Annotated in this window: 12 protein-coding genes; 10 read left to right on the top strand and 2 right to left on the bottom strand. The window is 41.1% G+C overall.

Annotation, left to right across the window (positions count from 1 at the left end; all coding sequences use genetic code 11):
- The first annotated feature begins 16 nt into the window (after window positions 1-16).
- From F959_RS11325 to F959_RS11310, 4 genes are read left to right on the top strand one after another with little or no spacing between them, the layout of a single operon-like run.
- Window positions 17-997 (top strand): ABC transporter substrate-binding protein, encoded by a 981-nt coding sequence (locus F959_RS11325; protein ID WP_004880278.1) that lies wholly within the window; start codon window positions 17-19, stop codon window positions 995-997.
- Window positions 998-1,049: 52 nt separating this feature from the next.
- The gene (locus F959_RS11320; RefSeq protein ID WP_004880276.1) at window positions 1,050-1,871 is read left to right on the top strand and encodes an ABC transporter ATP-binding protein; all 822 of its coding nucleotides are present in this window, start codon (window positions 1,050-1,052) and stop codon (window positions 1,869-1,871) included.
- Entirely contained in the window at window positions 1,864-2,658 is a 795-nt protein-coding gene (locus F959_RS11315; protein ID WP_004880274.1) for an ABC transporter permease, read from the top strand. Before F959_RS11320 ends, F959_RS11315 begins: the two co-directional genes overlap by 8 nt.
- Window positions 2,655-4,097, top strand: a complete 1,443-nt coding sequence (locus tag F959_RS11310) for an amidohydrolase family protein (RefSeq protein ID WP_004880272.1) — start codon at window positions 2,655-2,657, stop codon at window positions 4,095-4,097. The genes F959_RS11315 and F959_RS11310 overlap by 4 nt, the downstream gene beginning before the upstream one ends.
- A 446-nt stretch (window positions 4,098-4,543) precedes the next feature.
- Here the strand turns inward: F959_RS11310 and puuE are convergent, their stop codons facing one another.
- Window positions 4,544-5,494 (bottom strand): allantoinase PuuE, encoded by a 951-nt coding sequence (gene puuE, locus F959_RS11305; protein ID WP_004880270.1) that lies wholly within the window; start codon window positions 5,492-5,494, stop codon window positions 4,544-4,546.
- A 133-nt stretch (window positions 5,495-5,627) separates the two neighbouring features.
- The gene (locus F959_RS11300) at window positions 5,628-6,557 is read right to left on the bottom strand and encodes a LysR family transcriptional regulator (protein WP_004880267.1); all 930 of its coding nucleotides are present in this window, start codon (window positions 6,555-6,557) and stop codon (window positions 5,628-5,630) included.
- Between the two features lie 178 nt (window positions 6,558-6,735).
- Between F959_RS11300 and F959_RS11295 the strand changes: the two genes are divergently transcribed.
- From F959_RS11295 to F959_RS11270, 6 genes are all read left to right on the top strand, one after another.
- Window positions 6,736-7,791, top strand: a complete 1,056-nt coding sequence (locus F959_RS11295; protein ID WP_004880264.1) for an aromatic ring-hydroxylating oxygenase subunit alpha — start codon at window positions 6,736-6,738, stop codon at window positions 7,789-7,791.
- Between the two features lie 200 nt (window positions 7,792-7,991).
- Window positions 7,992-8,744, top strand: coding sequence for a histidine utilization repressor (hutC, locus tag F959_RS11290; RefSeq protein WP_004880263.1), 753 nt, complete (start codon window positions 7,992-7,994; stop codon window positions 8,742-8,744).
- Window positions 8,741-9,322, top strand: a complete 582-nt coding sequence (locus tag F959_RS11285; RefSeq protein ID WP_004880261.1) for a HutD/Ves family protein — start codon at window positions 8,741-8,743, stop codon at window positions 9,320-9,322. The genes hutC and F959_RS11285 overlap by 4 nt, the downstream gene beginning before the upstream one ends.
- 248 nt (window positions 9,323-9,570) lie before the next feature.
- Complete coding sequence (hutU, locus tag F959_RS11280) at window positions 9,571-11,238, top strand: urocanate hydratase (RefSeq protein WP_017196716.1); 1,668 nt, start codon at window positions 9,571-9,573, stop codon at window positions 11,236-11,238.
- Between the two features lie 87 nt (window positions 11,239-11,325).
- Entirely contained in the window at window positions 11,326-12,858 is a 1,533-nt protein-coding gene (hutH, locus tag F959_RS11275; RefSeq protein ID WP_004880255.1) for a histidine ammonia-lyase, read from the top strand.
- Window positions 12,859-12,932: 74 nt separating this feature from the next.
- The gene (locus F959_RS11270) at window positions 12,933-14,345 is read left to right on the top strand and encodes an amino acid permease (RefSeq protein ID WP_004880253.1); all 1,413 of its coding nucleotides are present in this window, start codon (window positions 12,933-12,935) and stop codon (window positions 14,343-14,345) included.
- Window positions 14,346-14,373: the final 28 nt, after the last annotated feature.

The raw sequence follows: 14,373 nt of genomic DNA, 5'->3' as shown, positions 1-14,373 counted from the left end.
TTTAGGGGTCTTACTTATGAAAATTCAGCACTATGTAGGCAAAGGACGATTAACTGTCATTGCAAGCGCATTATTATTCAGTTCATTTACTCAAGCTGCCGATAAATTGGTTCTACAAACCACATGGTATGCACAAGCTGAACAAGGTGGTTACTATCAAGCTTTAGCACAAGGGATTTATAAAAAATATGGTCTAGATGTCGATATTAAAATCGGCGGGCCACAAGTCAACAATATGACTTTATTACTCTCAAAACGTGCAGACATTATTATTAATTACGATTTACAAGTTCTTAAAGGAATTGAAAGCAATTTTCCAATCAAAGCGATTGCTGCACCATTTCAATTTGATCCACAAGGCATACTCACACATAGCGATGTTAAATCTTTAGCAGATCTAAAAGGAAAAACGATTCTTGTCTCGACGAGCGGTCAAGCAAGCTGGTGGCCTTGGTTGAAAGGTAAATATCATTTAAATGCAGCTCAAGCACGTCCGTATACATTTAACATGCAACCATTCCTTGCAGGGAAAAATGTCGCGCAACAAGCCTACGCGACTTCAGAAGTGTTACAAGCGAAAAAAGCTGAACCTTCAAGTAATTTCTTCTTATTTGCCGATGCTGGTTATCCTGCTTATGGCGGTATTTTGGTTACACGCAATGATGTGGTTCAAGCAAAGCCAGATGTGCTGCGCCGTTTTGTTCAAGCCTCGATGGAGGGTTGGAAAAATTATTTAGCAGATCCGAAATTAGGAAATGCAGTAATTAAAAAAGAAAATCCAAATATGAATGATGAGCTACTGGCTTTTGCTGTAGATCAAATGCGTAAACGCAATTTAATTAACGGTGGCGATGCAAAAAAAATGGGTGTTGGTGTGATGACCGATGCCCGTTGGAAAGCAACACGTGACTTTATGGTGGGTGCAGGTTTACTCAATGCCAAAACCAATTGGAAATCGGCTTATACAACACAGTTCGTTAATACTGCGAAGAAATAAGCTGTTTTGAATCGGTTAAGAAAATAGGGCATTTGCACGAAGGGGAAACCATATGAATTCAGCTTTATCTGTTGATATTCCAGTCAAAGAATCATCAAATTTCGTAACGCCAATGATTATGGTCAGAGGCGCAGAAAAAACTTATCCAAATGGCACACATGCATTACAACGTTTAGACCTCAATATTGCGCGTGGTGAAATTGTCTCTTTACTTGGGCCATCGGGGTGCGGCAAAAGTACCTTATTAAAAATGTTTGCCGACCTTGAGCAGCCTTCTGCGGGTCATGTACGTTGGAACGGCAAGGCTGATATTCAGTCACAATGCAAAATGGCAATGGTATTTCAGGAAGCCACTTTAATGCCGTGGTCAAATATTGAAGATAATGTACGTTTACCTTTGGATTTAAGGCAAGTTGCCAAATCAGAAAGTACGCCCAAAGTCCACGAAGCTTTAAAAGCTGTAGGTTTGGATAAATTTGCCAAAGCCTATCCAAGAGAACTATCTGGCGGTATGCAAATGCGTGCTTCACTTGCAAGAGCATTGGTTACAGAACCTGATTTATTGCTGATGGATGAACCCTTTGGCGCATTAGATGAGTTTACGCGGCATAAATTAGATAGTGACATTCGCAAACTTTGGTCAGAGCGTGATCTAACGGTCGTGTTCGTTACCCATAGTATTTATGAAGCGGTCTATTTGTCTTCACGTGTGATTGTGATGGGTGCACGCCCAGGGCGAGTGGTTGCAGATCTACCTGTGGATGGACCGTATCAGCGCGATGAATCCTTTAGAACCTCTGAAGGCTTTATCAAACAATGCTCTCATCTTTCTGAATTATTAGCCGAAGCAAGTGGAGGACATGATCATGATTAAACCTTTATTGCAAAATCCTGCGATCCAGCGTATTGCTGCGCCACTGAGTTTAGGTTTGTTGCTACTTCTAGTTTGGCAACTGAGTTTTCAACAGATGAATATTCCTGTTTATATCGTGCCGAAACCGAGTGACATTGCAATGAGCATGATCAATCAATCTGGTTTGCTATTTGGTAGTTTATGGGTCACTTTGAAAATTACGATGTTGGCGTTTGCGTGTGCAGTCATCATTGGAACTTTGGTTGCTTTTGTATTTGTACAAAGTCGTGTGCTTGAGGCATGTTTTATGCCGTATGCAATTTTATTTCAGGTTACGCCGATTGTTGCAATTGCACCACTAGTAATTATTTGGATTCAAAATACAACTCTGGCACTGGTTGTGTGCGCCATGTTAGTGGCAATTTTTCCAATTTTAACCAATACAACTCTCGGGTTACGCAGCGTAAATAAAGGCTTGCTTAATTTATTTCAGATTAATAAAGCAAGCCGTTGGCAAATTTTAATGCGCTTACGTGTACCAAATGCATTGCCTTATTTCTTTGGTGGTTTACGAATTTCCTGTGGTTTGGCTTTGATCGGTGCAGTGGTATCTGAGTTTGTTGCAGGAGCAGGTGGTACTAGTGCTGGCTTGGCGTATCAAATTTTACAAGCGGGTTTCCAGTTAGATTTACCATTAATGTTTGCCGCTTTATTTTTAATTACTTGTACAGGTCTAGGATTATTTGTCGTCATGTCTTTGTTGAGTCGTATTTTCTTAAATAAATGGCATGAGAGTGAACAAGTATGATGAACCACAGTTATTTAATTAAAAATGCCCATGCGATTTTGACAGGTTTATCCGCGAATGCCGCGCGGTCTTCTGCCACTGATATTCGTATTCAAGATGGTAAAATTAAGGAAATAGGTCAGCTTAGGCAACAACCACATGAACAGGTGGTGAGTGCAAAAGATTGCGTTATTTATCCAGCGTGGGTTAATACACACCATCATTTGTTCCAATCTTTATTGAAAGGTGAGCCGCAAGGCTTAAATCAAAGTTTAACAGCTTGGCTTGCCAGCACCCCATATCGTTTTCGTGGTGCGTTTGATGAAGAAACATTTAGAGTTGCGGTTCGTATTGGCTTAATTGAACTATTACGTTCAGGCTGTGCAACAGTCGCCGATCATCATTATTTATATTGGCCAAAAATGCCGTTTGATGGCGCTGCGATCTTATTTGATGAAGCCGAAAAGCTAGGCATGCGTTTTGTGTTGTGTCGAGGTGGTGCAACGCTCACGCGTGGTTTAGAAAGTGAATTACCACAGGCGTTGCGCCCTGAAAAGTTCGATGACTATATGGCGGATATTGAGCGCTTAGTGCATTTATATCATCAACCAGATGCTTATGCTTTTCGTAAAATTGTGATGGCACCGACATCAACTTTACACTCAACAACAGCTCAACAGTTTCGGGAAAGTGCCAAGATCGCGCGTCAACTAGGTATCCGAATGCATAGTCATTTATCTGAAACAGTAGATTATCTGGATGCGGCAAAAGCCAAATTTAACATGACGCCTGTGCAATATTGTGCCGAAAATGATTGGGTGGGCGATGATGTTTGGTTTGCGCATCTCGTGAAGCTATTACCTGAAGAAATTCAAATCTTGGGGCAAACTCATACAGGTATTGCACATTGCCCACAAAGTAATGCGCGTTTGGGTAGTGGTATTGCTGATTTAGTGACTTTAGAAAAAGCTGGCATGACCATTTCGATTGGTGTTGATGGAGCAGCATCAAATGAGGCTGCTGATATGTTGTCAGAAACACATGCAGCGTGGTTATTGCAACGTGCTCGAAAAGGGATGTTGGCTGTCCCACAGTACGAGGGTGGGCAATTTGAAGGCGGGGCTGATGCTGCGACTATTGAAGATATTGTACGTTGGGGCACAGTTGGAGGCGCTAAAATCTTAGGCTTAGATCAAGTGGGTACGATTGAAGTAGGTCAACAAGCTGATTTAGTGCTGTATCGTTTAGATGATCCTCGTTATTTTGGCTTGCATGATATGGCAATTGCTCCTGTTGCGAGTGGTGGTCGGGCACATATCCAAGCAATGTTTATCGCAGGGAAAATGGTGATGGAAAATGATCAAATTCCTGATTTAGATATGATGGAATTGGCTGGTCAAGCTAAGGATGCAGTAAAACTCTTGCAACAGAGGAGTGTGGGAATGGCGAAAATAGCCTAAGCAGTTATGTAATATTACTAGGCTATGATTTACTTTAGGGTCTGTTGACATTTCAGCCATGCATTGCGTTATAGGTTAAAACGACACAAACAAGGCATGAAACGTAGGCAATGGCATCCCCCTTGTCAAGTTTCATAACGAAGTTTGAGGAAGTTTTAGCCATAACCCTGAGCAAGAGCAAAGCACTGCTTTGATCGCAGCGCAAGGCGAAGCTCGAGGACAGGGGTATTTTTTGCCACTACTGCGTTATGTCTTGCTCATCTAGAATGACTAAATTTCGCAAAACATGCCTTGTATCGTCTAAAAAACACCCACTGTCGCAATGAGAGCTGAAAGCTCGCAAGGTGAAATGCTAACAAACCCTAGTAGAGCTTAAGCTTTTTGAATTTATATCTTTGATTACTATCTTTTGGGGCGGCAAGGATGCCGCCAGTCTAACAATAGATTTACCCTTGATAAGGATGATATTTATACCAATGATCTGCGATTTGCTGACGCGTACATATCCAAACCTGATCATGGCTTTGAACATAATCCAAAAAGCGTTGCAATGCCTTGAAACGCGCAGGACGACCTAAAATACGACAATGCATCCCAATCGATAACATTTTTGGGGATGTTGCGCCTTCTGCATACAACACATCAAAAGCATCTTTTAAATATTCAAAAAAATCCTCACTCCGATTAAAACCAGTTGGAGACGCGAACTTCATATCATTGGTATCAAGAGTATAAGGAATAATAAGATGCGGACGAGTTTCACCATTCTCTTTCGTCAATGATGACCAAAAAGGCAGGTCATCGCCGTAATAGTCACTGTCATATTGCACATGATCATAATCAGCTAACAGCTGACGTGTATTGGGACTATCGCGACCTGTGTACCAACCTGTCGGATACTCACCGAATAAATCTTTTAAAATTTGCATAGCTTCAGCCATGTGCGCTTTCTCTGTTTCAATATCTATATTTTGATAATGAATCCAACGCAAGCCATGAGAAACAACGTCATAGTGATTTTGTTTGATTGCTTCAACCACTAAAGGATTTCGTTGTAATGCCATCGCAACAGCAAAAATCGTCATCGGTAAATGACGTTTAGCAAACTCCTGTTGAATTCGCCAAAACCCGACACGTGAACCATACTCGTAGATGGAATCCATCGAAAGATGACGAGCAGGATAACTATCAGCCCCGCTAATTTCAGAGAGGAACTGCTCTGAGCCATCATCACCATGCAGAATATGTTTTTCACCGCCTTCTTCATAATTTAAAACAAATTGAACCGCAATTTTAGCTTGATTTGGCCACTGCGCATGAGGAGGGTGATTGGCATATCCGAGCATATCCCGAGGGTATTGAGCAGTGAGATGAGGCGATTTTTCTGAGATAGTCATGTGGATGCCTGATGATTCATAGTACGTGAAACTTCACATCAAATTACTCGATGATCTATTTTGGTGTCAAATAATTAATTTATTTAAATCATATGCTTATTTGATTTAATTTGGTGCAAAGATCTTGCTTTATTCAAGTGGAATATTTCATCATGCCCGATTTTAGTGCCTCCATTTCTTCAATGATTTGATTCATCATGATTTGAGAAATTCTTGAAAGTTGTCGTTTTGGTGCAACACATAATGCAAGGGTGATGGGGTGCAATCCATTTTCTTTAATTGTTCTAAACTCAAACTCGCCACTTTCTATAAATGGGTAAACATCAAGATAACTCATGATGCTAATCCCCAAGTTTTGCTTGAGTAAAGAAATCATCATCCGAATATCATTGCATTCAATTTGATGTCTTGGATTAAAGTCATGTTTCTTATATAAAGCAGTGACATGATCATGGATAATTAAAGGTGTAGCTGGAATAATGTGATTAGATTCAAGTGTATCTGAAAAATAGATGTGCTCTTTTGTAGCGAGAGGATGTTGTTTGGACATGACAATCCCAAGTGGCATTTCAATAAATGCATTCACATGTAATTGGTGTTGATGTTTAGGATTTAGGATTAATCCAAAATCAAGTTCGGCATTCATCACCATTTCAGCCACGTGATCGCTATCCAAAATGCGGATATTGAAATTGATCCATGCATATTGTTGATGTATGGATTGAATGACTTGCGTCACAAAGCTTTCACTTAAAGCAGAAATCATTCCAAACTCAATCGTGCCACGCTGTAGCCCCTGAATTTCATTCAAACGCTTTTGTATCATTTGAAAATCTTTTTGCCAACTGCGTAAATCAGCATAGAGAAGCTCACCAGCCAATGTGAGTTTTAAACCACTTGGCAGCCGTTCAAATAATGCAACACCAAGCTCTTCTTCGGCGAGCACAATTTGTCGGTGTACCGCTGAAACTGAAATATAAAGCTGATCGGCAGCTTTTCGCAGGCTTCCTGTTTTAGCGACCGCAATAAAATATTCAGCAAAACGTGAAAATGGTAATGCCATTGCACATTCTCTTTAGATAAAAGCATTGCGGAGATAAAAGCAATTTTAGTGCCGATCTGTTCTAATTTTTAGAATGCTTCATTGAGATCATTCTAATAGACGAAAAATAAGATATCCCCCAAACTATTTTTAGACAAAGAGATCAATGATCTACAGAAAAAAATAGTGTGAGCACAACATGAATGCGATTCCTCTGATTAACCTGCCAAATAAGCCATGCCATAGCCAATTTGATGATCAAGATTGGCAAATCTTGGCGCAACATTGGTATCCAGTTGCGCGTGTTGAAGATGTGACCACGAAGCCTCATCATGTCACACTGCTTGATCTGAATATGGCAATTTATAAAACTGAGTCAGGCAATATCCATTTAGTTCGAGATATTTGCCCACATCGGGGTGTGCCATTAAGTAAAGGCTGGGTGAATGGGGAAACAATTATTTGCCCTTATCATGGACTACATTTCAATGAAGAAGGCAAATGTACCAAGATTCCTGCGCAACCTGATCTCACTAAAATTTCAGATCGTTTCACCCTAACCAAGTTTCCTGTCGTGATCAAATATGGCTTGGTGTGGACGAGCATTTTGGGTCGAGATGAAAGCGCTGCGAATTTCCCAGTACTAGACACGTGGAACAGCGATCAGCATCAAGCGATTTTGCCACCTTATGTTGATATTGCGGGTTCAAGTGGTCGTCAATTAGAGGGTTTTATTGATGTGGCGCATTTTGCATGGGTGCATCATGAAGCTTTTGCAGACCGTGAAAATCCAGTTGTTCCGAAATATTCGACAGAACGTACCGATTATGGTTTACACACTGAATATGTCAGTAATGTCAGTAATTACCCACATGGGATGCAGCATCTCGCACCCGATAATTTTTTATGGGAGCGTATTTTTGACGTGTATCCGCCGTTTTCAGCAGTGCTGACGATTCATTTCCCAAATGATGGTGTATTAAAAATTTTAAATGCTTGTTGCCCGATGTCGCACAACAAAACGCGTTTATTTGTGCCTTTGACCCGTAATTTTGATACGACAGGGGATTTACAAGCCGTCTATGATTTTAATGCACAGATTTTTGCTGAAGATCAAGAAATGGTGGAAGCTCAGAAGCCTGAAGAATTACCTTTAGATATTAGTATGGAAGCACATTTTGAAGCCGATCGTTCATCAACAATGTATCGTCGTATTTTGGCGGAATGGGGGTTAAGCAAACGCTATACGGTTTAACGATCAATCATTTACTTTATAGAAATCATTTTCGATTCGCATCAAAAAGCGCTTATTTATTTGCAACAATCCCTCATTCATCAATGGGAGATTTACGATTTAACACACAATCCAGATGACTTATTTGTATAAGCTTGTATATACAAATATTCAAAAATTCATTTACAATGACTTCGTGTATTTTGTATGAGTTTTAGTCGATGTCAACAGCTTCCAAGCAGACTGATCTGGACTTGTCTTTAGCTGAAGACAGTCCTGTTCCTTTGTATTTACGTGTGAAACAAATGATTTCACAGAAGATCTACGAAGGAACGTGGACGGTAAATAAAAAGATTCCTTCTGAAAGTGAATTGGTAAAGTTACTGGGTTGTAGTCGCATGACAGTCAATCGTGCGTTACGTGAACTCACCAGTGAAGGTTTGCTTGTACGCATCCAAGGCGTAGGTTCTTTTGTTGCCGAAGGGCAAGGACGAACTGCTTTATTTCATGTGAATAATATTGCTGAAGAAATTATTGCGCGTAATCATAAGCATCGTGCAGAGGTTTTGATTTTAGAGCAAATTCAAGCGAATACTGAACAAAGTGTTTTGATGCAAATTCGAGAGGGACAAAAGTTATTCCATTCAATCATTGTGCATTATGAAAACGATGTGCCTGTGCAAATAGAGGATCGTTTAGTCGATCCAGTTTTGATTCCTGAATATTTGGCACAAGATTTTACTGCGATTACGCCTAATGCATATCTCATGTCAAAAGCGCCTGTTACAGAGGGTGAGCATGTAGTCACTGCAATTTTAGCTTCTGCTCAGGAAAGTAAATGGTTAAAGATCAATAAAACCGAACCTTGTTTGTTGATTCGTCGTCGTACATGGTCGAACAAACAACTTATTTCTAGTGCACGATTGATTTATCCAGGTAGCCGCTATTACCTTGAAGGTAAGTTTACCCAATGATTGAGCATCGAGACTTAACTCACTATAAAAAGATGCGATGGAAAAATGGTGCTGGCTATACATTTGAGCTTGCCCGAAGTGCAGGTGATGACTTAGACGCATTTGACTGGCGTATTTCGATGGCTGATGTCAAAACATCGGGTGACTTTTCTAAATTTTCTGGTCTACAACGTATCTTGACGGTGCTAGAGGGTCAGGGACTTGTGTTGCATATTGACGGTGAGGCTAGACAACTCAATACTTTGCAGTCTGTGCAATTCAGCGGAAGTAGTGCCGTGAGTTGTAAGTTAATTGCAGGAACAGTCCGTGATTTTAATTTGATTTATGATCCGCAAAAATTGCTTGCTCGCTATCACTGGATTACTCAAACTTCAACAACTGAGATTTTCAGCTCGGCTGATCTGGTTTTCATTTTTAATCAAAGTCTTGAAGCATTGGAAATTATAATTGATCAACAAATCTTCCATCTTAAACATCAAGAAAGTCTTTTGATTGACCAAGAAAAACGATTGAAAAGTATTGTTTTAACTGAACAGCAATTAAAGCAAACTTGTCTAATCGAACTCACAAAAATTTAACTTTTCCTTACTTTTTTGAAACCCATACAATTTGTAGTTGTATGGGTTTTTTATTGAGATTTAAAAAATAAATCTTTTTATTTCATTGCTTTGAAATTTATTTTTATGAATGGAATGAAATGCATCTTTTCAAGATAAAAGATTTGTGTAGTATATGGATGTATATACAAGTTAATACATTGCTATACAGTAAAAGCAGTTTAATTTGCGGTTTAAATCTCAAAGGAAGGAGTCCGATCGTGACTACAATGACAACAAAATTTCGTGACATAGAAATTCGCGCACCACGCGGTACAAAGCTCAATGCGAAAAGCTGGTTGACCGAAGCACCGTTACGCATGTTGATGAATAATCTTGACCCTGACGTTGCAGAGAATCCGAAAGAGCTTGTTGTTTACGGTGGGATTGGTCGTGCTGCACGTAACTGGGAATGCTTTGACAAGATTGTTGAAACGCTTAAAAACTTAGAAACAGATGAAACCTTATTGGTTCAATCTGGCAAGCCTGTTGGTGTATTTAAAACGCATAAAGACGCGCCACGCGTTTTAATTGCAAACTCGAATTTAGTACCGCATTGGGGGAACTGGGAGCATTTCAACGAATTGGATGCCAAAGGTCTTGCAATGTACGGTCAAATGACGGCGGGTTCTTGGATTTATATTGGTAGTCAAGGCATCGTTCAAGGAACTTACGAGACTTTCGTCGAAGCCGGTCGCCAACATTACAATGGCAATTTAACTGGTCGTTGGGTACTTACTGCTGGTTTAGGTGGTATGGGCGGTGCTCAACCATTGGCTGCAACACTTGCTGGTGCATGTTCACTGAATATCGAATGCCAACAAGCAAGTATCGATTTCCGTTTACGTACCCGTTATGTCGATGAGCAAGCAACTGATTTAGATGATGCTTTAGCGCGTATTGAAAAATATACTAAAGAAGGCAAGGCGATTTCGATTGCACTGCATGGCAATGCTGCTGAAATTTTACCTGAGCTGGTTCGTCGTGGTGTCCATCCTGATATGGTCACAGATCAAACCAGCGCACATGATCCATTGAATGGTTATCTGCCAATTGGCTGGACATGGGAAGAATATCGTCAACGCGCGAAAACTGAGCCTGAAGCAGTTGTTAAAGCTGCTAAACAATCTATGGCGAAGCATGTTCAGGCAATGCTTGATTTCCAAAAAATGGGTGTACCTACATTTGATTATGGCAACAACATTCGTCAAATGGCGCAAGAAGAAAGCGTGGAAAACGCATTTGATTTCCCAGGCTTTGTTCCTGCTTATATTCGCCCATTATTTTGTCGCGGTGTAGGTCCATTCCGTTGGGTTGCACTTTCAGGTGATCCAGAAGACATCTATAAAACAGATGCAAAAGTAAAAGAGTTAATTCCTGATGATGAGCATTTGCATCGTTGGTTAGATATGGCACGTGAACGTATTAGCTTCCAAGGTCTACCAGCGCGTATTTGCTGGGTTGGTCTAGGATTACGTGCAAAATTAGGTTTAGCATTCAATGAAATGGTACGTAGTGGTGAACTTTCGGCACCAATCGTGATCGGTCGTGACCACTTGGATTCAGGTTCGGTTGCGAGTCCTAACCGTGAAACAGAGTCAATGCAAGATGGTTCAGATGCCGTTTCGGATTGGCCATTACTCAATGCCTTATTAAATACAGCTGGCGGTGCAACTTGGGTGTCATTACATCACGGTGGTGGTGTAGGTATGGGCTTTTCTCAACACTCTGGTGTTGTGATCGTATGTGATGGTACAGATGAAGCAGCAGCGCGTATTGCTCGTGTACTCACCAATGATCCAGCAACAGGGGTCATGCGTCATGCTGATGCAGGTTATGACATCGCGATTGATTGCGCGAAAGAGCAAGGTTTGAACTTGCCAATGATCACGCAATAAAAATACATGGATAACGATTACGGTGCTTTTTGCAATTGTGCAAGCAGCATCGTAAGAGAACAATAGAGTGCAAAACAGGACGCCAACATGGAACTTCTTATTCAACCCGGCAAACTTACGCTAGCTGATCTCCGCAAAGCATATTTAAATCCGATCAAAGTTAAGTTAGATGACAGCGCATCGGATGCGATCAATGCCAGTGTCGCTTGCGTCGAAAAAATCGTAAATGAAGGGCGTACTGCCTACGGTATCAACACTGGTTTTGGTTTACTTGCATCGACTAAAATTGCACCTGAAGATTTAGAAAAATTACAACGCTCTTTGGTTCTTTCGCATGCAGCTGGTGTTGGTGAAGCACTGGATGATGCGATGGTACGTTTAATTATGCTGCTCAAAGCAAATAGTTTGGCGCGTGGTTTTTCAGGCATTCGCCGTAAAGTGATTGATGCCATTCTTGCATTGATTAATGCAGAAGTTTATCCGCATATCCCATTAAAAGGTTCTGTTGGTGCTTCTGGTGATTTAGCACCTTTGGCGCATATGTCTTTGGTATTACTTGGTGAAAGTAAAGCACGTTACAAAGGTGAATGGTTGCCTGCGGTTGAAGCTTTGAAAAAAGCAGGTTTAGAGCCGATTTCACTTGCAGCAAAAGAAGGCTTAGCTTTACTTAACGGTACGCAAGTTTCTACTGCTTATGCATTACGTGGTCTATTTGAATCAGAAGATCTATTTGCTGCTGCGACAGTATGTGGCGGCTTAAGTGTAGAAGCAATGTTGGGTTCACGCGCGCCATTTGATGCACGTATCCATGCAGTCCGTGGTCAACGTGGTCAAATTGATGTGGCAGCTGCTTATCGTGACTTACTTACTGAGTCTAGTGAGATTGCACATTCACATGAAGACTGTAGCAAAGTTCAAGACCCTTATTCATTACGTTGCCAACCACAAGTGATGGGTGCTTGTTTAACTCAAATTCGTCAAGCCGCAGAAGTATTGGAAATCGAAGCCAATGCTGTATCAGATAACCCATTGGTATTTGCAGCTGAAGGCGATGTGATTTCAGGTGGTAACTTCCACGCTGAACCTGTCGCAATGGCAGCGGATAACTTGGCTTTGGCTTTGGCTGAAATTGGTTCTTTATCTGAGCGTCGTATCTCAATGATGATGGATCGCCATATGTCACAACTTCCACCATTCTTGGTGGCAAATGGTGGTGTGAATTCAGGCTTTATGATTGCGCAAGTGACAGCGGCAGCTTTGGCAAGTGATAACAAAGCACTGGCGCATCCAGCAAGTGTTGACAGCTTACCAACTTCTGCAAACCAAGAAGATCATGTTTCGATGGCGCCGAATGCGGGTAAACGCTTGTGGTACATGGCTGATAATGTGCGCGGTATTTTAGCGGTAGAGTGGCTTGGTGCATGCCAAGGTCTAGATTTCCGTGAAGGTTTAAAAAGCTCTCCTAAACTTGAACGTGCGCGCAAAGTGCTACGTGATCAAGTTCCTTACTACAGTGAAGATCGTTTCTTTGCACCTGATATTGAGCAAGCAAGTGAATTGTTAGCTAGTGGCTGCTTAAACGAATTACTGATCGAAAAGCTACTGCCAAGCCTAGCTTAACTGAAATGTGATCTATAAAACGACCACTAGGAGTGGTCGTATCTAACTAAATTTCCTAAGGATTGGAGATAATAATGTCACAGAGCTCCACATTACAGCGGGGTTTAAACACCCGTCATATCCGTTTCTTGGCTTTAGGTTCAGCGATTGGAACGGGACTTTTTTACGGTTCTGCAACAGCAATAAAAATGGCAGGCCCTTCAGTTTTGCTCGCATATATCGTTGCAGGGATTGCAATTTATATCGTGATGCGTGCATTAGGTGAAATGGCTGTTCAAAATCCAGTTTCTGGTTCATTTAGTGAATATGCTTCTCAATACATTGGCCCATTGGCAGGTTTTACCACAGGCTGGACTTATGTTTTTGAAATGATCATTGTTGCTTTAGCTGATGTCACTGCTTTCGGGATTTATATGGGATTCTGGTATCCCGATGTACCTCGATGGATTTGGATTTTATCGCTGATTATGTTCTTGGGTGCGATCAATCTTATACACGTCAAAGTATTTGGTGAACTCGAGTTTTGGTTATCAATTGTCAAAGTCACTGCGATTGTTGCGATGATTTTAGGCGGTTTGGGACTCATGTTCTACGGATTTCATGCGGATCACAGTGGTTTCACCACTGGCATTCAAAACTTATGGGTACATGAAGGCTTTATGCCGAATGGTATTGCAGGTTTAGTTGCGTGTTTATCAGTCGTGGTGTTTGCATTCGGTGGTATTGAAATCATTGGGATTACTGCTGGTGAATCTCAAGATCCGAAAACCTCTATTCCTAAAGCGATCAATGCCGTTCCAGTACGTATCTTATTGTTCTATGTACTAACAATTTTTGTATTGATGTCGATTTTCCCGTGGAATCAAATTGGTAGCCAAGGCAGCCCATTTGTACAAATTTTTGAAAATTTAGGGATTGGTTCAGCGGCAACGATTTTAAATATTGTGGTGATTACAGCAGCTGTATCTGCCATTAACAGTGATGTGTTTGGTGCAGGTCGTATGCTGTTTGGTATGGCAAATCGTGGTCAAGCGCCACAAGTTTTCCAAAAGCTTTCTCGTAATGGTGTGCCTTGGATGACTGTTGTGGTGATGGCAGGTGTGTTGTTGATTGGCGTGGTATTGAACTATCTGATCCCAGAAAATGTATTCATCATCATTGCCTCAATCGCTACATTTGCCACAGTTTGGGTATGGCTGATGATCTTACTTTCACAAGTTGCGATGCGCCGTAAATTATCACCTGCTCAAATCAAAGCGCTCGATTTCCCAGTGATTGGTTGGCCATATGCGCCTGCATTTGCAATTGCATTTATGGTGTTTATCTTGGCAATGATGGGATATTTCCCTGATTCACGACCAGCAATTTATGTGGGCATTACGTGGTTAATCTTACTTTGTATTGCATACAACATTTGGGTCAAACCTAAACCGAATGCTGTCAAAGTTGATGATCATCTATCACCAAGTATCAAAATGGAAAGCTAATAACAGAATGACTTGAGCGCAGATTGCG

This window comes from Acinetobacter venetianus RAG-1 = CIP 110063 (genome assembly GCF_000368585.1).
Taxonomy (GTDB): domain Bacteria; phylum Pseudomonadota; class Gammaproteobacteria; order Pseudomonadales; family Moraxellaceae; genus Acinetobacter; species Acinetobacter venetianus.
The sequence above is the reverse complement of the archived record's forward strand: the minus strand, read 5'-3'. Positions and strand labels throughout refer to the sequence as shown.